The sequence below is a fragment of the Nocardia aurea genome (assembly GCF_003123685.1).
Taxonomy (GTDB): Bacteria; Actinomycetota; Actinomycetes; order Mycobacteriales; family Mycobacteriaceae; genus Nocardia; species Nocardia aurea.
The window spans coordinates 166,990-192,271 of sequence record NZ_QCYJ01000172.1 but is presented as its reverse complement, the minus strand read 5'-3'; the positions used below and the strand labels follow the sequence as shown (position 1 = coordinate 192,271).

The following is a 25,282-nucleotide window of genomic DNA, read 5'->3' as shown; positions in this document are numbered from 1 at the left end:
TCCACGATGACACATCGCTATCTGGGCCGGACCGGAGTCCTGGTCAGCCCACTCACCCTGGGCGCCATGAATTTCGGCGCCTGGGCCAACCGGGACCACGACGACGCCGCGCGGATCATCCACCGGGCACTCGACGCGGGGATCAACGTGGTCGACACCGCCGACGTCTACTCCCAGGGCGAGAACGAGGAGATCGTCGGCAAGGCGCTGGCCGGTCGCCGCTCGGAAGTAGTGCTGGCCAGTAAATTCCACGGTCAGATCGGCACCGATCCCAATACCAGGGGTAATTCGCGGCGCTGGATCGTGCGCGCGGTGGAGGACAGCCTGCGCCGCCTCGGCACCGATCACCTGGACCTCTACCAGGTGCACCGGCCCGACCCCGAGGTGCCGATCGAGGAGACGTTGCGCGCACTCGACGACCTCGTCGCCGCGGGCAAGATCCGCTACTACGGCACCACCACTTTCGAACCGCACCAACTGGTCGAGGCGCAGTGGGTCGCCCAGGATCGCAACCTGAACCGGCCGGTCACCGAACAGCCGCCGTATTCGATTCTCGCCAGGGGCGCGGAGCGCGCCACCCTGCCGATCGCGCAACAGTACGGCCTCGGGGTCCTGACCTGGAGTCCGCTCGCGGGCGGGTGGCTGTCCGGGCGATACCGGGCGGGGGAGGCCGCGACCGAATCCAGCCGGATCGACCGGCAGCCACACCGTCACGATCCGGAACTGGCCGCCAACCAGCGCAAACGGGCCGCCGCCGAGGAACTGGCCAAACTCGCCGACGACGCGGGCCTGACGCTGGTCCACTTGGCGCTGGCCTTCGTCCTCCAGCATCCCGCGGTGAGCACCGTCATCATCGGCCCGCGCACCCTCGACCACCTGGAAACCCAACTCGGGGCGGTCGACGTACGACTGGATGCCGAGATCCTCGATCGCATCGACCAGATCGTCGCGCCCGGGGTGACGATCAGCCCCGCGGACGAGGGCTATCTGCCGCCTTCGCTCACCGATGCCGCCACCCGCCGCCGCGACCCCGCAGGAGTTCTCCGATGAGCCTGTCCGACCTCCGCCCGCTCGGCCGCACCGGTGTGCGGATAAGCCCCTACGTGTTGGGCGCCATGAATTTCGGCACACGCGGCAGCACCACCCACGAGGAATCCGTCGGCCTGATCCACCGCGCGCTCGACGCCGGGATCAATGCCATCGACACTGCCGACACCTATTCGCGCGGGGAGTCGGAGGTGATCGTCGGCAAGGCGCTGCGCGGTCGCCGCGACACCGTGATCCTGGCCAGCAAATTCCACAATGCCGTCGACGACGATCCCACCCACCGGGGCAATTCGCGGCGCTGGATCGCGCGCGCCGTGGAGGATTCGCTGCGCCGACTCGATACCGATCACCTCGACCTCTACCAGGTGCACCGGCCCGAATCGGTGACCGCGATCGAGGAAACCGTCGGCGCGCTGGACGACCTGGTGCGCGCGGGCAAGATCCGCTACTACGGCACCTCGGCCTTCTCGCCCGCCGAACTCGTCGAGGCGCAGTGGGTCGCCGACCGGCGCAAACTGAATCGTCCCGCTACCGAGCAGGTTCCGTATTCGCCGCTGGTACGCGGTATCGAACGTGAGACCCTGCCCGTCGCGCGCAAATACGGACTCGGCGTGATCACCTACGGTCCGCTCGCCGCGGGCTGGCTGTCCGGCAAGTACCGGATCGGAGCGCAGCAACCGCATTCGCACCGGGCCGACCTGATCCCGGGACGTTTCGACATCGACTCGCCGAACAACGCCGCCAAACTCGCCGCCGCCGACGCGCTGGCCGTACTCGCGCAACAGTCGGGGCTGTCCCTGATCGAGCTGTCGGTCGGCTTCGTTCTCGCCCACCGCGACGTCACCGCCGCCATCATCGGCCCGCGCACCGAGGAGCACCTGGACGCCTACCTGCGCGCCGCCGAGGTGACACTCGGAGCGGACGTGCTCGACCGCATCGACGAGATCGTCGCGCCGGGCACGATCTTCAGCGAACGCGATACGGGGGCGATTCCCCGCGCCCTCGCCGAACCCGCCCTGCGCAGGTCGGTCGTCGCGGCGCGATAGTTCCCCGCGGCGACGGCGTCGACCGCCATCCGTGCTGACCTGCGTCGACGGCGATCCCGAGGCGAAACCCGTTGGCACGGTGGCATTCGCCACATCGCCGGTGCCGTAGATCTCCGTCACGAGCGGGTAAGCGATTGCCTGTTGCGAGTCGACGACGAGTGGTCACGGCCGCGCGCATCGCGGCGCGGCGGTGACCACGGGAGGAGTTCGAACTCTTGGAGGAAGTACTACGGCCACTCATCGTCGTGGCGGGAACCGTCGCGATCACCGTGATCGCGGGCCTACTGATCGACCGGCTGCTGCGCCTGGCCGCACGCCGTCATCCCGATACCCACCTTCCGCTGCTTCTGCGAAGACTCCAGTTGCCCCTGCAACTGCTGCTGGGAACGCTGGCGTTGCAGGCGACCTATCCGCTGGCGCACCTGGACCCGCACCAGGACACCTTCATCAGGAAGACGCTCGCCGCGGTGACGATCATCGCCGTGGCCTGGCTGGCGATCCGCGCCGCGGACGCGGTGGCGGAGAATATGCTGCGCCGCTATTCCCGACGGACCAGCGAGATCTCGCGCGTGCGGCAATTGCGCACTCAGCTCGGTCTGGTGCGCCGCATCGTCACCTCGGTACTGGTGGTCACGACGGTGGCGGTGGCGATTCTGCTGCTGATCCCCAGTATGCGGGCGCTGGGCACCTCGATGCTTGCCTCGGCGGGTGTCATCGGCATCATCGCCGGTGTGGCGGCCCAGTCGACGCTGAGCAATCTGATGGCCGGGTTGCAGATCGCCTTCGGCGATTCGGTGAAGATCGGCGACACCGTGGTGGTGGAGGGCGAATGGGGTGTGGTCGAGGAGATCACCCTGGCCTTCCTCACGGTGCGGATCTGGGACGACCGCCGACTGACCATGCCGGTCTCCTACTTCAACAGCAAACCGTACGAGAACTGGTCACGCGGCGGCGCGCAGATCACCGGCACCGTGTTCCTGCATCTCGACCACAGCACGCCGATCACCCTGTTACGCGAACACCTGCACGAGTACCTGCGCGAGCGCAGGGAATGGGACGGCCGCTCCTGGGGGCTGGTCGTCACCGACAGCACGCCGACGAATATCGTCGTGCGCGCCATCATGTCGGCCGCCGACGCCGACGATGTCTGGGATCTGCGCTGTGCCGTCCGCGAGGAACTGCTCGGCTGGCTCGGGCGCACCCATCCGCAGGCGCTGCCCAAGATACCGACCGCACTGGCCGGACCGGCCGACGGCGATTACCGGATGGCGATGAGCGCCAACGGTTCCCGTGGTGAATCCGACGAATGACGTACGGCTCTACCGGAACTCGCGGTAGAGCTCGGGCAGGAACCGCGCGAGATGGTTCATCTCCTGACCGCAGTGCAGCAGCAGATCCCGCGCCGCGTCCAGATCGGCCGCGATATCCCTCGGATCGACCGAGGGGCCGCGGCCGACGGCGTCGGCGGCCCTGGCCAGGTCCGGGACCCGCAGACTCCACATATTGAGGTAGAAGCGGCTGCGCATCTCGCATCCGCCGGGGATCGGCCTGACCTGGTGGGCCAGCCGGCCGACGTCCAGCGGGGCGACACTGCTGCCGACCCGGCCGAAGACGACGGTCTGTCCTTCGGGGACGTCGAATCCGTGCGCGATCGGGTCCTGGAACGCGATGGCCAGCTGTTGCAGTTTGGGGCCGATGTACTCGTCGACGTAGGAGATGTTGCCGACATATCGTTCGCGGTCCGGCAGGGGTGCGGCGGTGCGGTCGGCGGCGATGGCCGCGTACAGGTGCGCGTCGGGATGCCACAGTTTGTAGCGCGCCGATTCCGAGGAATGCCAGCCGAACCACCAGTCCCACATGGCGGCGGTGACGCGGGGCATCTCGGTGCGCACCGCGACCCAGGCCTGGCCGGAAGCCGTCCGCCCGTATCCGGTTTCGATCGGCGACGACCCGGTCGCGGCGAGATCGGCGCGCAGCGCCGAGAAGTCGGGGATGTCGGCGGCGGGCGTCGGCGGGCCCGCGTAGGCGGCCGATACCGGCGCGGGTTCGGGCGCGGTGCGGTCGGCCATGTATTTCGCGTACGGCCGGGTGCGGTCGTGGTCGGAATAGCCGCGATATCGGGTATTCGGCGCATCGGGTTCGGCATTCGCCGCGCCGACGCCGCCGGTGACCACAGCGCCGGCCACGGCGGCCCCGAGGGAAAGTGTCACTCTGCGTGTCAGGTACCTCTGTCTCGCCACCCGTCGAGATTAGTCACGCCGTGCGCCCGACGACCGGAGTTACCAACAGTTCACAACGGGACCGCCCGTGGCGCGGCACATCTCGCGGACATGTCACTGGCACGACGTCGGCCCGGCAATCGTGCCGCCGGGCGGATCTGCCGTGGCGCTCGGGATCACTTGTGTGGAACGGCCGTGACCAAGCCGCCGTCCACGATGAATTCCGAGCCGGTGGAGTAGGAGGATTCGTCGCTGGCGAGGAACAGGACGAAGGTGGCGACCTCCTCCGGTTCGGCGGGGCGGCCGAGCGGGATCGTCACCAGGTCGTCGGGGATATTCGCCGTCATGGGGGTGCGGATCAGCCCCGGGTGCAGTGAGTTCACCCGGATCTTGTGTGGCGCGAGTTCCAGCGCGGCCGATTTCGCCAGTCCGCGCACGCCCCACTTCGAGGCCACATAGCCGTGTGCCCACGGCGCGCCGCGCAGCCCCTCGATGGACGACACGTTGATGATCGAACCGCCGCCCGCCGCGATCATCGGTTCGACGACCGCGCGTATGCCGAGGAACGTGCCGGTGAGGTTCACATCGAGGATCTTGCGCCACTTGTTCAGGTCGAAACGTTGCAGCGCGCCGCCGTTGATGATGCCCGCGTTGTTGACCAGGACGTCGACCTTGCCGAATTCGCGCACCGCCGCCTCGACGGCGGCGGTCCAGTCGTCGGGCTCGCTGACGTCGAGGTGGATGTAGCGCGCGGCCTCGCCGAGGGATTCGGCCAGTGCCTTGCCTTCGTCGTCGAGGATGTCGCCGATGACGACGCGCGCTCCCTCCGCCACGAGCAGGCGCGCGTGCGCCGCGCCCATTCCCTGCGAACCACCGCTGATGATTGCGACTTTGCCATCTACACGTCCCATGAACGTCACGCTAGCATACGAACTGGAACGTGTTCCAGACACTTGTCCGGAACAATGGGATCTGCGGAACCGTCCGCCGATTCGTCGGAACTTTCCAGGAGGAGCTCCCGAATGTCTGTCCGAGTAGCGCACGTCGGCACCGGCAATGTCGGCAGGTTGGCGTTGGCCGGAATTCTGACGCACCCGGAACTCGAATTGACCGGGGTGTGCGTGTCGACCGAGCACAAGGTGGGCAAGGACGCCGCCGAACTCGCCGGACTCGACACCGACACCGGCATCGTCGCGGTCGGCGATCTGGACGAGGTGCTCGCCACGCGACCCGACTGCGTCGTGTACTGCGCGATGGGCGACACCAGGTTGCACGAGGCCATCGACGACTGTCGCCGGATCCTCGCCGCCGGGGTCGATGTCGTCGGATCGGCGCCGGGACTGCTCCAGTATCCGTGGGGCGTGCTGCCGAAGAAATATCTCGCCGGAATCGAAGAGGCGGCGGCACAGGGGAACGCGAGTCTGTTCATCACCGGGGTCGACCCGGGTTTCGCCAACGATCTGATCCCGCTGGCCTTCGCGAGCACTTGCCAGCGCATCGAACAGGTGCGCTGTATGGAGATCGCCGACTACGCCACCTACGACGGGTCGACCGTCATGTTCGACGTGATGGGTTTCGGCAAATCGCTCGACGAGGTGCCGATGCTGTTGCGGCCCGGCGTGCTGAGTATCGCGTGGGGGCCCGCGATCCGGCAGTTGGCGGCCGGTCTCGGCATCACGGTCGACGAGATCACCGAAACCTACGAGCGGGTGCCCGCCGACGAGCCGTTCGACATCGCGGTGGGCACCGTCCCGCGCGGTGGGCTCGCTGCGCTGCGGTTCGAGGTGATCGGACTGGTCGGCGGACATCCGGCGATCGTCATCGAACACGTCACCCGCCTGCGCGACGACCTGTGCCCCGACTGGCCGCGCCCCGCGCAGCCCGGCGGCTCGTACCGGGTCGAGATCACCGGCGAACCGTCCTACGCGGTCGACATCTGCCCGACCAGCCTGGTCGGCGACCACAATCACGCCGCGATCGTGGCCGCGGCGGGGCGGATCGTCAACGCGGTGCCCGCGGTCGTGGCCGCGGCCCCCGGTGTCCGCACGACCCTCGACCTGCCGTTCATCACCGGAAAAGGGGTGTTCACCGTGCCCGCCGCGTCCCGACCGATCGGATAGCCGGACGCCCGCGCACCGCGGCCGCCGTCGTCCGTGCGATGGGTGACGGCGGTCAGGTCAGTGCCAGATAGGCGGCCAGGCCGACCCCGCAGATCGCCACCGCCACCCGCACGACCGTCGGCGGCAGTACCTTGACCACCGGGGGTCCGCACCAGCCGCCCGCGAATGCGCCGATCGCCATCGCGGCGGCCGCGAGCCAGTGCACCGGACCGAAAAGCGCGAAGCCGATCGCCGCGACGAGGTTGGCGACCACCGTCAGATAACTCTTCAGAATGCTCGCCCGCCAGATGTGCTCGGACGTGCAGACCAGGATCAGCGCCAGGAACATCACACCGACGCCCGCGCCGAAATAGCCGCCGTACACCGCGATCGCCATCATGCCCAGCGGATACAGGCGCGGGAACTCCCGGTCACCCGCCAGTTCGCGCAGTTTGGGTTGCAGCAGCAGGCTCACCGACGCCGCCGCGAGCAGGAACGGTACCGCGATCTCGAACGCGTCGGCCGGGGTGAGCAGCAACAATGCCGCGCCCGCGATCCCGCCCGCCGCCGAACAGGCCGCCCAGAGCACGAGTTTGCGGCCGTCCTTGGCCAGCGCCGCACCCGAATTCGCGGTGGAGCCGACCCCGACCGCCACCATCGCCACGGTATTGGTGACATTGGCCGCCACCGGCGGCAGGCCCGCGGCCAGCAACGCCGGATAGGAGATGAGCGAGGCGATTCCGGTCACGTACCCGACCAGGCCCGCGAAGAATCCCGCGACGACGACCAGAAGGAAGGTGAGCACAGTCAACGCGGATTCTCCGGTGTTCGATGGGCGGATCACGGCGAAGGCCCCGCACCTCGGGATCACCGAGTGGCGGGGCCTCTTGCGCAGCGAACTATACGGGCGGGTAACCGGAGGGCTGCCCTCGGCTGTTCGAGTACGCGCTGATCGGTCATGCGCGCGGATCGCGCAGTGTGACGCAGTCGATCGATCCTCGCCCTCGACGGCGCCGAATGGGTAGATGAGCGCCCCGCTCACCGCCTCTTTTCCCCGCGCACGGTCGTCACCGCTGTCGCACGCGCACGGATGAACGCGGACAGTTTCGCGGGGTGCGGATCGACCGCGCCGACCCGATTCCGTGATCGTCCCTGCCGTCGAATGTTTCGAATTCCTCGGCTCGGCGGTGACGTCCTTGTCGACCGCGCGGGCACCTGCCGAACGCACCTGACCTGAGGAGATCCCCGATGATTCGGGTACACACCGCTCTGCTTGCCTGTGCCGCGACAGCCTGTGCGGTCGCCGCCGCCGCTCCGGTCACCCGGGCTGCCGTCCTGATCGACTCGACGACGAGCACCACCGTGATCCTGACTCCCGCCGAAGCCTCCGCCCTCTCGGTCGGAAATATCGGCGGCATCCTCGGCCAACTGCCACCGACCTTCACCCCCGAGGCGAAGACCAGCCTCGGCCACACCCTCACGCGACTGGCCGGTCAGGCCGCCGCCGACCAGCACTCGACGATGATCATCGTCATCGAAGGCCCGCTCACCGCACCGACCGCGGTGTCGGTCGGCGTGCTGTCCTGAACGAATGATTCGGGGCGGCTACCGCATGAAAACCCGCAGTGCGTAGCAGGGAGCCGAGGTGGACCAACGCCGCGTGTCAGCTACGCCGACGCCTGGTCGCGGTGCCAACGCTGGTGTAATCGGCACCGTTGCGCGCCCATTCGACACCGTCGCCGCATACCGGGTCGTGGTCGACCAAGGAAGCGCCCGGCACGACGAATCCGTATACGCGTGCACCACCTTCGAGTTGTGGGCGGCGATGATCTCGCGCGCTCATCGGGACCGGAAAGTGCCTGACTCGACCCAGCTTCCCGCTGGTGGGCACGGTGGTCGCGCGGGGATGGGCTCTATCTATGAAAGGTCAGTCTTCGAGCGATACGATCAAGTCGCCTTGTCCGGCATGAGGTGAAATCTCTCCGCAAAATACCATCGAGTGTCGATTCGGTCCCGATCTGTGGAAGCCCAGCGCCTTGACCGCTCCAGTGAAGCGGCTGCCGTCCGACTTCCTCAGCTCTACGGCGTCGCCGACATTCATTTCACCTCTGATGTGACCCACAATAAACGGTTCTGGCATAAAACTGACGGGTAATATCTCGATAATTGTGAACACGGCCACTACTTTCCTCGATCGTAATAGTCGTCGCAGAATGTTTCGTCGACCATAGGCCTCCTTATCATGGGAAACTGCATCATCTGAGTAGCGATGGAGACCGCGATCTTGTCCGTAGCCGTTCTGTTCCTGAGATGCTGCCGATCCGATCTCAGGCACTCTCGAGGAGACGGCTGCGCGCGGATCGCGCCGTGCATTGGCTCATCTTGTTCATGGTGCAATTCCCTGAGGTCCGGGCAGGTTGCGAATTCGCATGTCGTGCGCCGACCTCACGCCCTGATTCCGGAGTGCGGTGATGAACAGGGTCAAAAGGGTTGCATACATCACTGAATAGAGCGCACCTACTGTAATCACCTGGGGATCAAAGAGTCCGCTTCGTTTGTAGATGACAACCACGCACGCGGCGGAAAATGACGCACCAATTGCTAACGGAGTTCCGAACATCGCGGAGGCTGTGCAGTATGTCCAACGGCTCGGCGGAGTGGCATAGTGTGCTCTGATGCCAAGGTATTTTAACGCCTCGGGTGGGTACCCGACATTTGATAAGAGGTCTTCCTGCAGTCGCGAAGCGGATCTAGCTGTAGCGCCGCCCACGCGCCAGCGACCCAGCCACACGATCAGTATCGCAGCGACCGGAATCGGGAGTAAGGTGAAGTGATAGTTATCGAGACGTAGATCTGATTTAGTAGCCCAAACAGCGCCCACTCCGAAAACATATGCAATACCGATACTTGCAAGATTCATGAGTTGGGTATCAATTGCAGTCAACTCTGCTCTGTCTGCCAGGTAGACTGCCGCCAGCGCGTCAACCTGCCCCTTATCGTTTTCCATCCCCGAGGCCCTTCGCGGCATAAATTCCAAGCATAGGTCTGAACAAATCCAATGGGCGGGTAACCCGCTCAACTGGCCAACCGGCTTTGTCGTCGGTCAGCGTACCGGCTACTGCGCTTCTTCGCCGCGCAACTATGCGAACGACGGAATCGTCGGCTTCTTATCGACTGACCAGTTTGTTGATTCGTCTCAAAATCTATGGCAACGATCTCGAGCCGGACCACAGGCATGACGTGGAGTTCGACACCTTCGAACAGATCGCCGCATAGTGAGGACGTATCCGGGGATTGGATGGAATACAATTCTGTGATACGCAGCTGCCCGAGTCCAGAGCCCTTCGTGTCGTCGCACGTCAACCACATTGATCAATGCGTGAGACAGCTTCGAAATGTGCGGGTCTGGTAAAACTTGGAGTCCTGATGTGGGGCTGCTGCACGGCTTTGGTGACAGCGATCTGGCTTGCCGTGAGGTGGGCCGGAACTCGGCAGGCCCACCTCATCTGGGCATCCGCGACGGGAGCACGCCGGACAGCCGATTCGGCGGCTAGTTGAGCGGAGCCGACCGCCACCAATTCACGACCTGATCGATGGTGCCGACGATGCCGTCGGTGTACAGCAGGATTTGACCGCGGTCTCCGTCGCCGGCGAAGACGGTGACCATTTTGGGGCCGCTGTCTTCGAAGGTGAAGTTGACGTAGGGCTTGCCGCCGTTGACGTCGATGGATTTCGCCGCACCGGCGGGCAGGCTGTTCAGCGCGGCCGCGGCCTCGAGGGGAGAAGCGTAGATATAGAAGGTGTAGAACGGGTCGGCGTTGCCCGCGCCACCGAAGCAGTCCCACTGGTTCGCCCAGTTGCCGAAATTCGGTGTGCCCGCGGTGATGTAGGGCGGGGCGCTCGGGGAGTAGGCCCCGCACGTGGCGTTGTTGTAGCCGACTTCACCGGAAGCATCGGCGGGCACCATGCGAGGGAAGGCGCGACTGATCGAGTCCGACGTCGGTGCGACATCCGCTCGGGCCGTCGACGCCCCCACGACTCCCGTACTCAGTGCGACCAACGTCGCCGCGACCATCGTGATCAGTGCCTTCATCGAGCTTCCTCCCCGGTTCATGTCGATACGGGGGTCAACCTACAATCGTCCGGCTACCACGTCAAAACGCAATGACACTGCCGCGCAGAACAATCCACGGGATCTCGGTGGGCCGGAGTCGGTGGCCGATGGTGCATGGAAGACGGTCACAGGTCGTTGTCGATGATGGCTTGCACGGCTGCTCCGTAGCGGGTGATGAGGGTTTCGGGATCGATGTTCTCGGGGCCGAGCAGACCGAGGTGGCGCAGGCCTGCGGCGAGGCCGAGGAGTTCGAGCATGACGAGCTGGGCGCGGACGCGGTGTTCGGTGGTGTCGTGGATGCGGCGGGCGATGGCGTCGAGGTAGCGGTCGCGGGTGGCGGTGCGGGTGTGTGCGGGGTCGGCGGATTCGTGGATGAGGAGGGGGGCCATGGCCCACGGCTCCGGTTCGTCGTTGTCGCGTCGGTCGACGATGCGGCGTACCAGTTGGATGCCGATCGGTTCTTCGGCGGGCGGCGGTTCTTCCAGTCCGGCCGCCGAGGGGTCGGCAACGGCGAAGAGTTCGGCTTTGCTTCCGGTCAGTTTCATGACCAGTGCGGGCGAGCAGCCGGCCACGGCGGCGATGTCCTTGATGGTGGTCGCGGTGTAGCCGCGACGGGCGAACAGGTCACGCGCGGCGGCGACGACGGTTTCGCGGGTGGAGGTTTCGCTCATCGGGCACCGACCGGTTGTGGGTCGTGGGCGAGGTCGAAGTCGACCACGGCGGGACGGGTCAGGACCACGACGTGGCGGGTGGCGGTGCGACGGTCGGTGCCGAGCGCGGTGACCAGGTAGCGACCGCTGGGGGGTTGGGCGAGTTCGTAACTGCCGTCCTCGGCGGTGACGGTGGCGGCGACGTATTCGCCGGTGGTCTTGACCAGGCTGACCACCGCGCCCGTACAGGGGTCGGCGCCGACGGTGACGTGGCCGTGCAGACTCAGTTGTTCGGTGAGCACCACGTGATGGCGTTCGGCGTCGGTGGTGAAGTCGACCACCTCGGAGCGTGGCGCCCATCCGTCGGCGCCGGTGATCATCAGGTAGGGCCCGGCTGAGGGAAGTACGACGGTGAATTCGCCGGTGTGGTCGGCACGGCTCCAGTCCACCGGTTCTCCGGCGGTGTCCAGGACGGTGACGACCGCGTGGCGGATCGGCTGTCCGCCGGCGCGGTGAACGACACCGGTGACGACCAGTTCGTCGGGTGGTTGTCGGTCGTCGTTCGTGGTGTCGGCGGTGTCGGTGTGTGGGATGAACGCCGCGACGGCCATCGTCGCCAGGGCGGCGGTCGCGGCGAAGGCGAAGATGAGCTGGAAGGCGGTCAGCGACGGGTAGTGCCGTCCGGCGACGGTGATGGTGAGTGTGGTCAACAGTGCGGAGATGAGCGCGCTCGAGATGGAGGTACCGATCGATCGCATGAGGGTGTTGAGGCCGTTGGCCGAGGCGGTTTCGGTGATCGGGACCGAGCCCATGATGAGCATCGGCATGGCCGAGTAGGCGATCGCGGTGCCGACGGTGACGAGCATGGAGCCGAGCACGATCAGCGGAACCGACCCGGTGAGCAGTATCCGCAGGAGGTAGGCGAGCCCGAGTAGGGCGGTTCCGGCGATCAGAGTGTGTTTGGCGCCGATTCGCTGGATCATGCGCGCCGAGACCGGTGCGAAGGCGACCATCATCAATCCGGCGGGCATCATGCACAGCCCCGCGGTCAGTACCGAGAGTCCGAAGCCGTAACCGGTGGCGGTGGTCATCGCCAACTGTTGGGTGGTGGTCAGCATGTTGGCATACATCGAGATGCCGCAGAGCAGGCCGCAGATATTGGTCAGCAGCACGGGTCTGCGAGCGGAGGTGCGTAGGTCGACCATCGGTTGTCCGACGCGGAGTTCGAACGGGAACCAGGCCGCGAAGGCGAGGATCGCGATCACCGCCCCGATCAGGGTCGGTGGGCTGGTCCACCCCCAGGTGCTGCCTTTGGAGATGGCCAGCAGCATGGTGACCAGTGCGATCGACAGCAGTACCGCCCCGCCGAAGTCGAATCGTCCCGGGTTGCGGACCGCGGATTCGGGGACCACCAGCAGTACCGCGACGAACAGTACCGTCGCCGCTGCCGCCGACAGCCAGAAGATCGACTGCCAGCCCAGGTGCTCGTAGAGTATCCCCGGTAGCGGAAGTCCCAGTGCCGCACCGACACCCAGTGTCGCGCTCATGATGGCGGTCGCGCCGGCGACGCGGGCTTTGGGTAGTTCGTCGCGCAGAATCGCGATGCCGATGGGCACCAGTGCCGAGGCCAACCCTTGCAGTCCGCGCCCGACCAGGACCGTCAGGAATGTTCCGCCGATCGCGGCGACTGCCGATCCGGCGACGATCGTGGCGAGTGAGACCAGCATCATCAGTCGCTTGCCGAACATGTCGGCCAACCGCGACAGGATCGGTGTGGCCACCGCGGCGGTCAGCAGCGTCACGGTGACCAGCCACGAGGCGCTGGCGTAGTCGACGTTCAGGATCCCCGGAAATTCGCCGAGCAGCGGAACGACCAGGGTGTGCTGCAGCGCTACCACCACGCCCGACATGCACAAGACGATTGTCAGCGCGCGACTCGGCGGCGATTTGGTAGGACTGTGCACGAGGCCTCCGATTCACAGGGATGGCCTCATTCATACCATCGAGGTGAACGTGCGTTCACCCCCGGAGGTGGCTGACGCTCATCAGCTCGGGCGGCGCCTCGGCCGGTCGTCGCGCCCGGGGAACTGTTCAGTCGGCGACGGCAGTGCGGGGAGGAAGTCGCGGGGGGGTGCGGGGTGAAGAGAATGGTGTCACCTCGCAACCATCCGCAGTTAGCCAAGTGTTAACTATGATTGTTACCACAGGGAAATCGGTGGCTAGGAAATCCATTCTTCTTTACCGTTGCTGATGCGTGCCGTGATGGTTTCGTTATCAGACTACGGAAAGAAGATCCGCATGTTCTCTCGCAAGATCGTTGTCGGCACTGTCGCCACTGCCGCATTGTTCCTCGCTCCGGTCGCCGTGGCCTCTGCCGCCGACTCGCCCGCCACCGGCTCGGCGGGCCTGGCCTCGGGGTCGGCCGATGGCGGCTCGTCCTCCGGTTCGGCCACTTTGGACTCCGGCAGCTCTGCCATCAACAACGGCACCTCCGCCGTCGTCAACATCATCGAGGCCATCACCGGTGTCAGGGACCTGAATTCGGCCCCGCCCGCCTCCTGATCCGGCTTCGACGCAAAGAATTCGCTGTGATCATCCGCGCCCTGTCGAGTCGTGATATCCGACGCTGTCGGCTCCCGCGACGGGCCTCGTCTCGAGAAAAGTGTGCACGAGTAGCGCTGATCGCAGCCGCCACATGCCCTCGGGGTGAACCGGATTCGATCCGGTGAGTCGTGTGATCTGGCTGAGCCGGTAGTCGACGGTGTTGGGGTGTACTTTCAGGCTCCGAGCCGTGCATCCACGACTTCCGTTGCTGGCTATGTAGCTTCGCAACGTTTCTCGTAGTTTGCTCCGAGAGTTCAGTTGCGCGATCTCGGCCGCGAGACGGTCGCGCGCCGGTCCTGGCCGAGTCAGTTGGTATTCGAGCGCCAGATCCTGGAACCGATACAGTCCGGGGCGCAATCCCAATCGCAAGACGATTTCGAGCAATTCGTCCGCATGGGTCACGGCGGTGGGCAGCTGATCGCATGCGGCGAAAGTGATTGTGGCAGCAAAAGTATCCTGCATGTTTTCGGCGATCACGGACACCATCCGCCCGATGTGGGCGTCGGACGAATCCGCGACGGGGATCAGTGCGGTAGCCTCCCGGATCCCCCAGTGAATTCGCGTTTCGCTGCCGAAATCCGCCTCGAGCGCGTGTTCGACCCGCCGCAGCCTGTCCGGGGGCTTCCGGTCGGGTCCGCTCGACTCCATCGGAGGTGGCGTCGGTAGCGCAATCGCCAGGACCGCGATCGACCCGATGGCCCTCACCGGATGTCGCGGGCTTTCGAATCGGCGGTCCGAGAAGGGGAGCAGCGTCGCGGTGGCGGGGAGGAGTTCTGTCATTCGGGATACCTCGGCGAGATGTGAACCACCCTCTTGCGCTGACGCGGGAAGTGTCGGGTTTCGAGCACACGTCCGACCGCTGGTCGAAACGGGCTCAGTGGAGATGGCCGAGCAGTGCGCCGACCTCGCCCGACGGCAGAGTGATAGCGACATCCTGCCGAATTCGCTGGGAACCCGAGGATTTGGTGACACCCTCGGTCCTGACCTCGACGTCCACGCCAACCTCCACACGATCTGCACTCGACCATCGACACCCCTGGTGGACGCCGGATCCGCGCGGATGGGCGCGCCCGAGTCGGCGAGGACATGTGATAGATCATGAACAATGAATTACTTATATCATAGTTATACCTAATAGAGCATGTAGCTGCTGTGAAATAGTAACTAACTTATCGCGTTCGAATCGAGTGACTCGCGGTGACCGGCATCTGCCGTCGTCCGATGGCAAGCCCTGCGCTCCACGCCGCGGCGCTCGCCCTCACCTGCGCCGGTCTCGTCGACGCCACCCCGGGCGGCCGTCGCCGGGGCGGAGTCGTCTGCGAAACGGTGGTAGGCCGGTGCCGCGACGGACGCCGGTGATCGCAGTTTGTAATTCTTGATTCTCAGCTGTGGCACGCACTGAAACGTGTTGATACGGCTTCAAGTTACCGATGGATCTCCTAGGATCGCCATCATGAATCCTCGAAGAATCGGAACGTTGGTCGCCGCCGCCTTCCTCGCCCTCTCCGGATTGGCCACGGCGGCACCGGCACAGGCCGCCGATCGGCCGACCGTGGTGCTGGTGCACGGCGCCTTCGCCGACTCCTCCGGCTGGGCCGATGTCGCGGCGCGGCTCACCGCTGACGGCTATCCGGTGCGCACGTTCGACAATCCGCTGCGGGGACCCGCCTACGACTCGCGCGCGCTCGAACAGTTCCTGGCCGCGGTCGCCGGGCCGATCGTCCTCGTGGGTCACTCCTACGGCGGGGTCGTCATCACGAACACCCACGACCCGGACGTGCGAGCCAATGTCTACATCGCGGCCTTCGCGCCGGAGCGGGGCCAGCGGATGCTGGAGTTGCTCAATCCGATCCTCTACCCCGGTAGCCTGCTTCTGCCGCCCGCGCTGCTTGCGGGGCCGGTGCCCGACCCCGCAAGCCCGGCCGGAGTGAACCTGGACGCCTTCGTCACGGAGCCGTTCTTCCGCGAGGTCTTCTGCCAGGATGTGGCACCGGCCAAGGCGGCGGAGATGTTTCGGCACCAGAGGTCGGCAGCGGTGGTGACCAATGTGGAACCGACCGAGAACCCCTCGTGGGCAACGACTCCCAGCTGGTACCTGGTGTCCGGACAGGACCGGGTGATCCCCCCGGCGCTACAGCGCGCCACCGCCGCGCGGGTGGCGCCGGACCGCACCCGCGAAGTCGACGCCTCGCATGCCTCGTTTGCGTCACAGCCGAGCGCGGTCGCCGACATCGTGCGGGCTGCGGCAGGCTGACCCGAGCCGACCCGCGCGGGATTGGCGTACCCGAATTCGACACGGGAACATGCGAAGCCGGAGCGAAAAGGGTATGTATCCGGCAGGGACCTCCCGTGGCGAACAGGTCCGGCGCGTCACGGCTCGACGCGAATATGCTCGCTTCGCTGACGAACTCGACGTGGAGCCGGACCGTGGGTGCGAGTGTGGCCGGGATGAACCACCGTCGATCAGTCCGACAGCGTCAGCTGACCATTGTCCGGGGTGCGGGCTTGCGGCAGACGACGCATGCGCCGAGGTGCGAGTGCGGCGCCCGCGCGGACGGTGCGCGCGTACACGGACAGCACCGCCCTGTCGGCGGCGCTGACGTCGATGTCGAGCAGATCCCGTGCCCGGTCGTGCGACAGAGCGCGAACCGCCCCGTCCGGCAACCACTTCGGTGTCCAGGCGTCGGGTCGCAACGCCTGCGAGACCAGATGGTCACCATGCGCGGTGCGCCGCAGCAGGCCGTCGCAGGCCTGGTCGAAGTAGGTGGTGAACTCCGACCATGTGGTCGGCACGCCACGGGTCGAGATGCCGTAGCGGCGGTACCACGCGAGGCATTCGAGGTAGAGACGTTCACGCTGCGGCGCGGACAGCGGCCTCGAGAAGGTATCGATCGAGGTGAACAGCGCGTCGACGTAGGTCGCGTGCTGGAAGAAGAAGATCTCCGGGTTCAACGCGTGATATCGGCGGCCGAGGTTGTCGCGTCCCTTGACGTGTTCGTGGCCGACGCGGATGACCGAGCGCAGATCTCGGCGCGAGTAGGCGATGGTGATCATGGTCGACACCGCGCGCTTCTTGTGCTCCCACAATCCGGTTCGGGTATGTGACGCGAGAGCCGCGGCGATGGCCGGATGCAGAATCTGTAGCGTCACCGCGCGCGGCAACGTCAGCACGAACCGACGGTCTCCCAGATGCCGGTGCAGCAGCGAGTTCTCGAGTAGAGGGTCCGGCTCGACGGGTGTACGTCGTGGCATCGTCGACGCTGTTCCGACGGATCTCAGACCAGAGGCTTTCCCTGTGCGCGTCGCCGTCGCATATCGTGCAGGTGGGTCTGGAACGGGTAGAGGCGGAATCGTTCGGGCAGTGCGAAACATACCGCGCCGATCGCTCGCATCGTCACCTCGAATACTCGCTGCCTGCGCGGACTCCACGCCAGTCCGAGTTCGTCGCGGAAGCGCTGGGGCAGATATCCGGTCGTGAAGAAACGGTTGATCCGCCACAGCGCCATACGTTCCACGCGACTGTAGGGGCCCAGCCCGATCACCTGCTCGAGCAGATACCGCTTGACCTCGTCGTCGAAGGCGATCGCGGTCAGCCCGGCCTCCCAGTACTCGGCGAACGCCGCCCGGTCACTCGGCCACATCTCCGGGCGCACCTGCAGCGTTGTGCCGAACGCGGCGGACTCTCGGTACAGGTCGTCGGCGACGTCGTCGTCGAGGCCGCCGCGCAGGAACACCAGGGAGTCCAGCGTGCCCTTGTACAGGCATGCGGCCACCCACAGTTGCAGCGTCGGATCGAAGGCGTTGTATTTCACCGCGGCGCCCGGACGCGAGCGGACCTGTCGGTGGGCGGTGTTGACAGCCTCCCGGAACGCCTCGCGATCGTCGTCGGTACCCAGCATCGCCACCGCCAGATACGTCAGTGTCGTCTTGCCTCGCTTGCGGGGCCGCAGATCGAAACGTCCACTGTCCACCGGGGATTCGACGACGCCGCGACCGACCGGCGGCTTGCCGAGTTGCATCACGACATTCGCCGGGCCGCCGAGCAGCGCCGCGGGGCCCGCCATGTAGCGGCGTCGACGCTCGGCGGCGTCGTCGGCTGTATCGGCGGGTACGGCACGGATCGGACGTGACATCGCAACTCCACGGTTGTGAGAGAGAATTGCACAAACTATCTCATTCACTCATCGAAGTAGCAATGCCTGGGCGCGATTTCGTCATCGCCGGGCCGGTCAGCGGACAGGTGGCGGCTTCGGTAGGCGTTTTGTCCCGAATGGGCGATTCATGTGGCGGTGAGGAAACCGGTGGTAGCGGCCGCTTTTGCGGCCCTGATTCCGCGCCCGAGAATCTCGCGGCGCAACGCTCGGAACGCAAGATGGTGAATCGACGTGGAACACTGGGTGAATGACGGGGTTGTCCACCGAAATCACTCGGACAGCGGTATCCGAGGAAGAGTATCCGCGCGGGACGCGGCGCATGCTGCGCGTCGCGGTTCGGTACGCGTACCTGATCGCGCTCGTCGCGGCGGTTCTCACCGGCCTCATTCCGGGGGGTCGGTTGACCGAGGTGGCGTGGATCCTGACCGGAATCATCGCGTTCAGCATCGACCGGCCGTGGCGCGATCATGTGCGGGTCGTGGTGGACTGGCTGCCGCTGGTGGCGGTGCTGCTGGTGTACGACTTCACCCGTGATCTGGCCGATACGGTCGGGATGCCGCTGCGCATGCACGAACTGGTGACGGTGGAGCGTTGGTTCTTCGACGGCGCGTTGCCCACGGTGTGGCTGCAACAGCATCTCGCCGAGGACGGCCAGCCCTGGTGGACGCCGATCATCGGCATCGTCTACACCACTCATTTCATCGTCCCGTGGGCGGTGGCGGCGATATTCTACCTGTATTCGCGGCCGATGTGGGCGCGGTACATGCGCCGCATCCTCGTGCTGTCGTATCTCGCGCTGGTCACCTACATCCTCGTGCCCGCCGCCCCGCCGTGGTACGCGAGTCGTGAGGGCGCGATCGACGAGGAGGTCCGGCGGATCTCAGGTTTCGGGCTGGGCATGGTGTCGCCGGACGTGAGCGCGAAATGGCTGGAGGATCAGGGTAATTACGTCGCGGCCCTGCCGTCGCTGCATACCGCCTTCGCCGTGCTGGTGACCGTGACGCTCTGGCCGCTGGTGCGCCGGTGGTGGCTGCGAGTCCCGTTGGCTCTGTTTCCGTTCGCCATGGCGTTCACCCTGGTCTACGGCGGTGAGCACTATGTCATCGACGTGCTGCTCGGCTACCTGTACGTCGGCATCACCATCGTGGTGGTGGCGATGTGGGAGCGATACCGGGCCGGTCGCGCCTCCGTGGGGGAGGACGATGACGAGGTGGTGGAGGAGAGTCGCGTCGGGGCACGCGCCTGACCCGTTCTCACCCCTGGTCGGGTGACACCAGTCGCCGCGCCGCGAGCACCAGTGCGGCGCGGCGTTCGGCGATATTGTGCTTGCCGTCGTCCCTCGTCGCGTGTGCGGCGGCGGTGCGGGCCAGATCGGTGAGCATGACGATCAGGGTGATCGGCTGGAAATCGGTCGTCACCAGACCGTCGCGCTGGCCGCGTTCGACCTCGGTGATCTTGGCGGCGATCACGCGCCGGACGACCTGTTCGGCTTCGGGAATGTGGAGCCGTTCCACATCGGCCCAGGCCTGTAGCCGGGCGTTGTCCGGATATCGGAGGTAGTGGTCGAACAACCGTCCGACGTAACCGGGTAGGTCGGCGGCGTGCAACGCGGTCTCGGCGGTGGTGTGGTCGGCCCACTGCTCGGTGACCGCGGTGTAGAGCGCGTCCTTGCTGGCGAAATAGGCGTAGAGCCGGTCCTTGCTGGCCTTGGCCGCCGCGGCGATGCGATTGATCCGCGCGCCCGCGACGCCGTACTGCGCGAATTCGGCCTTGGCGGCGACGAGGATCCGTTCCCTGGTGGCATGACCGGCGGCGCGCATTGCGGCATCCTATCTTGCCGAACCGTTTGGTTCGTGGTTAAGGTTCACGAACCGGATGGTTCTGAAAGGGAAGGTGTCGCCGATGGCTGTATCTGTGGAGTCCTGGAGGGAACTGGCCGCCAGGGAATCGGGGGTGGCGACCGCGGACCTGGACGCGCTGTGGGCGCAACTGCCGACCGTGCGGGCCGAGGAGATCCTCGGACGTTGGCGCGGCGCGGCCTTCGCCACGGGACACCCGCTGTGCCGGGCGCTGCCCGCCAGTCGCTGGTACGGCAAGAATTTCCATTCGCTGACCCGCGCGGAACCGTTGATCTGCCGGGCCGAGGACGGGTCGCTGTTCTCGAATGTCGAACTCGGCGGCGGCGAGGCCAGCCTGTGGAATATCGAATTCCGCGGTGAGGTCACCGCGACGATGGTCTACGACGGACGTCCGGTCTTCGACCATTTCAAGCGTCTGGACGAGTCGACCCTGATGGGCATCATGAACGGCCGCCCCGATCTGGTGCTCGCCGAGGGCGAATACTTCTACTTCCTGCTCGAGCGGGACGGCGAGTGCTGACCACCGCGCTGCTGTCACGTGACCCCGCCGCGCCGTTCAGCCTCGAGGGCGTCGAGGTCGACTCCCCGCGTGACGACGAGATCCTGGTCCGCGTCGAGGCCGTCGGCATCTGCCACACCGATCTCGTCACCCGCGCGGCGGGTGGACCGGATCGGCCGGTACTTCTCGGACACGAGGGCGCGGGCGTCGTCGAGGCGGTCGGCGCCGAGGTCGGCGGGGTGCGTCCGGGCGATCGGGTCGTCCTGAGTTTCCGCTCCTGCGGTGAGTGCGCGAGCTGTCGCGGAGGGCGCCTGGCCTATTGCCGACGTTCAGTGGCCCTGAATCAGTTCGGCGGCCGGTCCGACAAGTCGCCGAGGGTCACCGCCGCCGGTGCGCGGGTGCGCGACGGATTCTTCGGCCAGTCCAGTTTCGCCGGCTACGCCTTGAGCACCCGGGACAATACGGTGGTCGTCGACGCCGCCACCGATCCGGTGCTCGCCGCGCCGCTGGGCTGCGGATTCCAGACCGGCGCGGGCGCCGTGCTCAACGTCCTGCGTCCCGAACCCGAAGCGGCCCTGGTCGTCTACGGCGCGGGCGCCGTCGGTATGGCCGGTGTGCTCGCCGCGCGCGCGTCGGGTGTCGAGCAGATCATCGTGGTCGAACCGAACGGACCGCGCCGCGAACTCGCGCTCACCCTCGGAGCCGTCACCGCGATCGATCCGGCCGGGGGCGAGACCACCGCGGTGATCCGCGATCTGACCCGGGGCGGAGCGACGCACGCGCTCGACACCACCGGATCGGCGACCGTGCTCGCCGACGCCGCCGCGGCGCTCGCGGTCGGCGGGACGGTGGTCGCGGTGGGCTTGGGTGCGGGCATCCCCGCCATCGATATTCGCGATATCGTCCTCGGCGGCAAAACCGTGCGCGGTTGCCTCGAAGGTGACGCCGACCCGCATACCTTCATCCCGCTGCTGCTCGAACTGCACGCGGCGGGCCGGTTCCCGATCGAGCGACTGGTGGCCGGATATCGGCACGCCGAGATCGAGGCCGCGTTGGCGGATCAGCGCGCGGGCCATGTCGTGAAGCCGGTGCTGACCTGGTGAGGTGGCCTATCGGCTGACGGTCGGATCGATCACCAGCTGGAATCCGGGGGTGTCGATCCGGATCGGCGGCAGTGCGGTCGCGGTCGACCCGGGATCGCCCACGGCACCGAATACGCAGTGGCCGTTGGGATTCAGCACCGTCGTCGTGGCGTCGACCGGAGACGGCAGCCTCACCCGCGCCGCGCCTCGGATCTCGAGGCCGGTGTTCGCCGGCGCCGGTACCAGGTCGTGCACCCAGGGCGCGAGGTAGGGATGGGCGACGACGACGGTGGTGTCGGGTGCGTGCCACACGTCGAGATCGGGCACCTGGATCGGGGAGGCGCCGGGGGTGAGGTTGTCGGACGGGTCGTCGCCCGCTCCGTTCGCGACCTGTGCGTAATCCGGTGTCAACGTGTCGGCTCCGGCGATCCCCGCGCTCCACAGGCAGGCGGCGACCGCGGCGGACACGGCGAAAGCGATCCTCATACCGCGATTGTCGTCACCGGGGATCGAGGGGAACAAGGTTTGCGCTCGCGGTGATCGGTTCGCGGCGACCTTCGTCGGTCAGGCGACGCCGGACGAGTCCATTCCCGGCTCCGGAGTCTCGGGCACGGTCGGGGGCGCGTCGGTGCGGAAGTATCGCGAGAACGACGCGGCGGTCGCCACCGCCGAGGCGGCGGCGCAGAGGATCGTCGCCCACCGCAACGATGCCGACGAGGCCGTGCCGCCGAAGGCGAGCAGTACCCCGGTGCACAGTGCGATGCACACGGTCGCCGAAAGGCGTTGCGTCAGTTGCAGGAACGACGCGGCGACACCGTGCAGTGACGAGGGGGAGAAGGCCAGGGTCACCACCCGCAGTGGCGGTTCGACGACACCGCTGGAGAGTCCGAAGGCGATCTGGATCGCGGCCAGGACGAAGAACAGTGTCCAGCCGTCCGAGAACGCGGTCGCTCCCGCGCTCGCCGCCAGACAGCCGGTGTGCACGACGAGACCGTAGGTGACCAGAGGCGGTCCGTGCGTCGCGAAGAGTCGCTGCCCCCAGCCCGACGCGACGATGCGCGCGAGGGCCGACGGGATGAGCGACAGCGCGATGGCGAGCGCGGGAATCTCGCACACCTGCATGAGATAGATGGTCTTGACGGTGTGGAAGGCCAGGCTGGACCCGAACCACAGCAGCGCCACCACATTGCCGGTGACGTAGCCGCGTGACCGCATCAGCGCCGGTGCGAACAACGGCAGGCGTCCGGTGCGAGCGTAGTGCCGTTCCCAGCACGCGAGCCCCACCGCCAGCCCGCCGCCGAGGACGCAGACGGCGACGATGGCGGCACCCGGCAGGCCGGGATCGATGATCGGCACCGTCACGAGGACCACGAGTAGTCCCAGCGCGGCGATACCGGGTAGATCGAGATCGGTCGCGCGACGCGCTCGGGGAACGCGCGGCAGTCCACGGACACCGAGCGCGATCGTCGCGAGGGTGAACGGGATCGGTAGCAGAAGCACCACGCGCCAGGCGAATTCGGCGGGGAGCAGCCACAGCGCGACACCGGCGAGCACCGGGCCCGCGATGGCCGCCGCCGCGCCCGCGGCGGAATACCGGGCCAAGGCGCGCAATCGGTCGGGTCCGGTGAAGACATCCTGGATGACCCCGAGTACCTGCGCGCTGATGACGCCCGCGCCGAAACCCTGGACGAGTCGTCCGAGGATCACCGACCAGGTGCCGACCGCTCCCGCCGACGCGACGCATCCGATCAGGAACAAGCCCAGCCCCGCGAGGAACAGCCCACGCCGTCCATAGGCGTCGCCGAGCCGTCCGGCGGGCGCGAGTCCGAGCCCGAACGTCAAGGAGAACGCGGAAAGGAACCACAGTGTCGCGGAATCGCCGAGGCCGAGCGACGACTGGACCGAGGGCGCGGTGAACGCGACGACGGCGCCGTCGAGCAAGGTCGCGAACCCCGCCCCGAGGCAGCACCACAAAGTGGCGCGCCGGTCGTAGACGACCGTCGCGGGCTGTCCCGTCGCGCGCGTTACGCCGAATGCCACGGGCCCACAACGCCGTTCGCGGCAGAATTCATGGGAGGATTCTGCGCGGCAAAGTCGGCGCGCACCAGATTTGCGCTCGCGGTGATCCCTCTCCAGTTTCAGTTAGACTGAAACTGGAGAGAGGTGGTGAATATCGTGACCGATGACCGGGGAGGAGTCCCGCCGCTGAGTCCGGCGTTCCTGCTCATCATGCTGGGGAGTCGGTTGCGCGGCGGTGTCGAAACCCGATTGGCGGCCGAGGGCATCGCGATCCGCCATCTCTCCGCGCTGGGGCATCTGTCCCGGGATCCGGGCCTGTCCTACAGCGAGTTGGCCCGCCGCGCCTCGGTGACCCCGCAGAGCATGCAGGCGACGCTGTCGAAACTCGAGGAATCGGGAGCGGTCGAGAAGGTGACCGGCGGCGGCCGCGGTCGCACGGCGAAGCTGGCGGTGACCGACGAGGGACGACGGCTGCTCGATGTCGGGAAACAGGCGTACGCCGACCTCGACGCTCTCCTGTCCGAGGCGATGGACCCGGTCGCGCTGCGCGAGATGCTGCCCGGCCTCTTTCGCGCCGTACAGGCTGCCGGTGACCGGCCCGGTCCGGAGCGACCGCGTGAATCCACCGGGCCGCACAGACATTCGCGAACGGGCAAGAACGACAGACCGACCACGTGAGGACCGACCCATGAGTATCCGCCACTACCTCCATCGCGCCCCCGCCGTTTCGGCGGCCGAGGCGATCGAAGCCGTCCGGGCGGGTGCCCTGATCATCGATGTGCGCCGCCGGTTCGAGTGGAACCGCACCCACATCCCCGGTGCGATCCACCTTCCGCTGGAACAGCTGACGACGGGATGCGAGGAATTGCCCGACGATCGACTCCTGATCACCTTCTGCACCGGCGGCCTGCGATCCTACGGCGCCGCCAACCTGCTCATCGACTACGGCTTCGACGCCAAGAACATGTCCGGTGGATTGATCGACTGGCGCGCCGCCGGTGGAGCGCTGGAGGTGGGGCCGCGCGGCGAAGGATGATCCGACAGGGCGCGAACCGCGTCGAGTGAGGCGCGTACACGAGCGGCACGGGGCATCACAGGTGGCCGCGCGGCGTTCAGCCGGGAGGTCGCAGGGCGAGGGTGAGCATCGTCGCCATGGCGAAATCCATCGTCGCGTGCGGGAATACCGCCGCGAACGTCGCCGGACGACTTCGGCCGAACCGCTCGGGCACGCGGAGCGCGGTCGCGACGAGAACCATCGCGTCGAGGACGAACAGTGCGACCAGTACCCACCCGATGGCCGGGATCGGCGGGCTCGACGCGTGCGCGGTGTGTCCGGCACGCGGACCGTGCGCGGTGAGCGTCGCGTAGACCATGGCCAGCGCGGCGATACCGTGATAGATCGCCGCGCCGGATTCCTCGCCGAACAGTTCCGAGTCGTTGCTCCCGCCGACGGATCGCCTGCTCGCGTCGCCCCGCCGGTCCGAGACGGCAGGTTCGCCCGAGCGTGTCGCGTCCGGTCGACCGGACGGTACGACATCGGCCTGCCCGACGGAATGGTCCACGCCGGGCGATGCACCGGGCGCCACGGCTCCGAACCGGCCACCTTTCCTCGCCGCACCGAACCTTCGACCTCCGACGACCAACCACACCGTCGATCCCACCGCTACCGCGCCGAAGACGATGCGCCAGAGGACGGTCGGGAGTTCCGCACCCGCTGCTGTCCACATCGCGGCCATGGCGACGAGCATGACGACGTGGACGAGTTCCCCACCGCGCCCGAACCGGCCGGGCTCGGGTCGGAACAGCCGTGCGCAGGCCACCGCCGCGGCGAGCAGGCACGCGACGAACAGCGCCCATGCCACCGCCGTGTTCGCGTGATCCACGCCGAGG

29 protein-coding genes are annotated in these 25,282 nt (G+C 66.8%); 13 read left to right on the top strand and 16 right to left on the bottom strand.

The annotated features are described in order from the left end of the window. Positions 1–6: 6 nt before the first annotated feature. The 3 genes from DAT37_RS42125 to DAT37_RS42115 all read left to right on the top strand — a co-directional run bounded on the left by DAT37_RS42125 (position 7) and on the right by DAT37_RS42115 (position 3,403). A complete protein-coding gene (locus DAT37_RS42125) occupies positions 7–1,050 on the top strand; it encodes an aldo/keto reductase (RefSeq protein WP_109530548.1) in 1,044 nt (347 codons plus the stop codon). Further along, a complete protein-coding gene (locus DAT37_RS42120; RefSeq protein WP_109530547.1) occupies positions 1,047–2,093 on the top strand; it encodes an aldo/keto reductase in 1,047 nt (348 codons plus the stop codon). The genes DAT37_RS42125 and DAT37_RS42120 overlap by 4 nt, the downstream gene beginning before the upstream one ends. A 215-nt stretch (positions 2,094–2,308) precedes the next feature. After that, a complete protein-coding gene (locus tag DAT37_RS42115) occupies positions 2,309–3,403 on the top strand; it encodes a mechanosensitive ion channel family protein (RefSeq protein WP_109530546.1) in 1,095 nt (364 codons plus the stop codon). 9 nt (positions 3,404–3,412) lie between these two features. Here the strand turns inward: DAT37_RS42115 and DAT37_RS42110 are convergent, their stop codons facing one another. After that, a complete protein-coding gene (locus DAT37_RS42110; protein WP_232840323.1) occupies positions 3,413–4,333 on the bottom strand; it encodes a DAPG hydrolase family protein in 921 nt (306 codons plus the stop codon). Positions 4,334–4,488: 155 nt separating this feature from the next. Then, complete coding sequence (locus tag DAT37_RS42105; protein ID WP_109530545.1) at positions 4,489–5,223, bottom strand: glucose 1-dehydrogenase; 735 nt, start codon at positions 5,221–5,223, stop codon at positions 4,489–4,491. A 111-nt stretch (positions 5,224–5,334) separates the two neighbouring features. On the opposite strand from DAT37_RS42105, the gene DAT37_RS42100 reads away from it, so the two are divergent. Beyond that, positions 5,335–6,432, top strand: coding sequence for an NAD(P)H-dependent amine dehydrogenase family protein (locus tag DAT37_RS42100; protein ID WP_109530544.1), 1,098 nt, complete (start codon positions 5,335–5,337; stop codon positions 6,430–6,432). A gap of 52 nt (positions 6,433–6,484) precedes the next feature. Here DAT37_RS42100 and DAT37_RS42095 read toward each other — a convergent pair whose 3' ends face one another. Next, the gene (locus tag DAT37_RS42095) at positions 6,485–7,222 is read right to left on the bottom strand and encodes a sulfite exporter TauE/SafE family protein (protein WP_109530543.1); all 738 of its coding nucleotides are present in this window, start codon (positions 7,220–7,222) and stop codon (positions 6,485–6,487) included. A gap of 437 nt (positions 7,223–7,659) precedes the next feature. Between DAT37_RS42095 and DAT37_RS42090 the strand changes: the two genes are divergently transcribed. Continuing rightward, positions 7,660–7,998: a hypothetical protein gene (locus DAT37_RS42090; RefSeq protein ID WP_109530542.1), complete on the top strand. Its 339-nt coding sequence runs from the start codon at positions 7,660–7,662 to the stop codon at positions 7,996–7,998. A gap of 340 nt (positions 7,999–8,338) precedes the next feature. On the opposite strand, the gene DAT37_RS44670 is transcribed toward DAT37_RS42090, so the two are convergent. From DAT37_RS44670 to DAT37_RS42065, 5 genes are all read right to left on the bottom strand, one after another. Continuing rightward, entirely contained in the window at positions 8,339–8,593 is a 255-nt protein-coding gene (locus DAT37_RS44670) for a hypothetical protein (RefSeq protein ID WP_157978981.1), read from the bottom strand. A gap of 204 nt (positions 8,594–8,797) precedes the next feature. Beyond that, complete coding sequence (locus DAT37_RS44665; protein WP_157978980.1) at positions 8,798–9,418, bottom strand: hypothetical protein; 621 nt, start codon at positions 9,416–9,418, stop codon at positions 8,798–8,800. Positions 9,419–9,961: 543 nt separating this feature from the next. After that, entirely contained in the window at positions 9,962–10,504 is a 543-nt protein-coding gene (locus DAT37_RS42075; RefSeq protein ID WP_109530539.1) for a hypothetical protein, read from the bottom strand. A 146-nt stretch (positions 10,505–10,650) separates the two neighbouring features. Next, positions 10,651–11,196 (bottom strand): TetR/AcrR family transcriptional regulator, encoded by a 546-nt coding sequence (locus DAT37_RS42070; protein WP_109530538.1) that lies wholly within the window; start codon positions 11,194–11,196, stop codon positions 10,651–10,653. Next, positions 11,193–13,085: an MFS transporter gene (locus DAT37_RS42065; protein ID WP_109530537.1), complete on the bottom strand. Its 1,893-nt coding sequence runs from the start codon at positions 13,083–13,085 to the stop codon at positions 11,193–11,195. Before DAT37_RS42065 ends, DAT37_RS42070 begins: the two co-directional genes overlap by 4 nt. A gap of 352 nt (positions 13,086–13,437) precedes the next feature. On the opposite strand from DAT37_RS42065, the gene DAT37_RS42060 reads away from it, so the two are divergent. Next, the gene (locus DAT37_RS42060; protein WP_157978979.1) at positions 13,438–13,737 is read left to right on the top strand and encodes a hypothetical protein; all 300 of its coding nucleotides are present in this window, start codon (positions 13,438–13,440) and stop codon (positions 13,735–13,737) included. Between the two features lie 30 nt (positions 13,738–13,767). Here the strand turns inward: DAT37_RS42060 and DAT37_RS42055 are convergent, their stop codons facing one another. Then, entirely contained in the window at positions 13,768–14,559 is a 792-nt protein-coding gene (locus DAT37_RS42055; RefSeq protein ID WP_157978978.1) for a PucR family transcriptional regulator, read from the bottom strand. A gap of 94 nt (positions 14,560–14,653) precedes the next feature. Further along, complete coding sequence (locus tag DAT37_RS42050) at positions 14,654–14,776, bottom strand: hypothetical protein (protein WP_408637497.1); 123 nt, start codon at positions 14,774–14,776, stop codon at positions 14,654–14,656. Positions 14,777–15,232: 456 nt separating this feature from the next. On the opposite strand from DAT37_RS42050, the gene DAT37_RS42045 reads away from it, so the two are divergent. Further along, a complete protein-coding gene (locus DAT37_RS42045; protein WP_109530534.1) occupies positions 15,233–16,033 on the top strand; it encodes an alpha/beta fold hydrolase in 801 nt (266 codons plus the stop codon). Between the two features lie 209 nt (positions 16,034–16,242). Here the strand turns inward: DAT37_RS42045 and DAT37_RS42040 are convergent, their stop codons facing one another. Together DAT37_RS42040 and DAT37_RS42035 are read right to left on the bottom strand one after the other, a co-directional pair. Continuing rightward, positions 16,243–17,031, bottom strand: coding sequence for an oxygenase MpaB family protein (locus DAT37_RS42040; protein ID WP_109530533.1), 789 nt, complete (start codon positions 17,029–17,031; stop codon positions 16,243–16,245). A gap of 23 nt (positions 17,032–17,054) precedes the next feature. Next, complete coding sequence (locus tag DAT37_RS42035) at positions 17,055–17,912, bottom strand: oxygenase MpaB family protein (RefSeq protein ID WP_109530532.1); 858 nt, start codon at positions 17,910–17,912, stop codon at positions 17,055–17,057. Here DAT37_RS42035 and DAT37_RS44660 point away from each other — a divergent pair. Together DAT37_RS44660 and DAT37_RS42030 are read left to right on the top strand one after the other, a co-directional pair. Continuing rightward, positions 17,906–18,184, top strand: a complete 279-nt coding sequence (locus tag DAT37_RS44660) for a hypothetical protein (RefSeq protein WP_157978977.1) — start codon at positions 17,906–17,908, stop codon at positions 18,182–18,184. The genes DAT37_RS42035 and DAT37_RS44660 overlap by 7 nt on opposite strands. Beyond that, positions 18,181–19,179 (top strand): phosphatase PAP2 family protein, encoded by a 999-nt coding sequence (locus DAT37_RS42030; protein ID WP_232840322.1) that lies wholly within the window; start codon positions 18,181–18,183, stop codon positions 19,177–19,179. Before DAT37_RS44660 ends, DAT37_RS42030 begins: the two co-directional genes overlap by 4 nt. Before the next feature lie 7 nt (positions 19,180–19,186). Here DAT37_RS42030 and DAT37_RS42025 read toward each other — a convergent pair whose 3' ends face one another. Next, a complete protein-coding gene (locus DAT37_RS42025; protein WP_232840321.1) occupies positions 19,187–19,753 on the bottom strand; it encodes a TetR family transcriptional regulator in 567 nt (188 codons plus the stop codon). 82 nt (positions 19,754–19,835) lie between these two features. On the opposite strand from DAT37_RS42025, the gene DAT37_RS42020 reads away from it, so the two are divergent. Beyond that, positions 19,836–20,312: a DUF4334 domain-containing protein gene (locus DAT37_RS42020; RefSeq protein WP_109530642.1), complete on the top strand. Its 477-nt coding sequence runs from the start codon at positions 19,836–19,838 to the stop codon at positions 20,310–20,312. After that, positions 20,306–21,394 carry an NAD(P)-dependent alcohol dehydrogenase gene (locus tag DAT37_RS42015; protein WP_109530531.1) on the top strand — a complete coding sequence of 363 codons (1,089 nt, stop codon included), beginning with the start codon at positions 20,306–20,308 and terminating at the stop codon, positions 21,392–21,394. Before DAT37_RS42020 ends, DAT37_RS42015 begins: the two co-directional genes overlap by 7 nt. 6 nt (positions 21,395–21,400) lie before the next feature. Here the strand turns inward: DAT37_RS42015 and DAT37_RS42010 are convergent, their stop codons facing one another. Together DAT37_RS42010 and DAT37_RS42005 are read right to left on the bottom strand one after the other, a co-directional pair. Continuing rightward, positions 21,401–21,859, bottom strand: a complete 459-nt coding sequence (locus DAT37_RS42010) for a hypothetical protein (RefSeq protein WP_157978976.1) — start codon at positions 21,857–21,859, stop codon at positions 21,401–21,403. Positions 21,860–21,937: 78 nt separating this feature from the next. Next, positions 21,938–23,413 carry an MFS transporter gene (locus tag DAT37_RS42005; protein WP_157978975.1) on the bottom strand — a complete coding sequence of 492 codons (1,476 nt, stop codon included), beginning with the start codon at positions 23,411–23,413 and terminating at the stop codon, positions 21,938–21,940. A 135-nt stretch (positions 23,414–23,548) separates the two neighbouring features. On the opposite strand from DAT37_RS42005, the gene DAT37_RS42000 reads away from it, so the two are divergent. Together DAT37_RS42000 and DAT37_RS41995 are read left to right on the top strand one after the other, a co-directional pair. Then, positions 23,549–24,070: a MarR family winged helix-turn-helix transcriptional regulator gene (locus DAT37_RS42000; protein ID WP_232840320.1), complete on the top strand. Its 522-nt coding sequence runs from the start codon at positions 23,549–23,551 to the stop codon at positions 24,068–24,070. A gap of 10 nt (positions 24,071–24,080) precedes the next feature. Next, positions 24,081–24,428 (top strand): rhodanese-like domain-containing protein, encoded by a 348-nt coding sequence (locus DAT37_RS41995; RefSeq protein WP_109530528.1) that lies wholly within the window; start codon positions 24,081–24,083, stop codon positions 24,426–24,428. A 76-nt stretch (positions 24,429–24,504) separates the two neighbouring features. Here DAT37_RS41995 and DAT37_RS41990 read toward each other — a convergent pair whose 3' ends face one another. Further along, positions 24,505–25,275: a DUF5134 domain-containing protein gene (locus DAT37_RS41990; protein WP_157978974.1), complete on the bottom strand. Its 771-nt coding sequence runs from the start codon at positions 25,273–25,275 to the stop codon at positions 24,505–24,507. Positions 25,276–25,282: the final 7 nt, after the last annotated feature.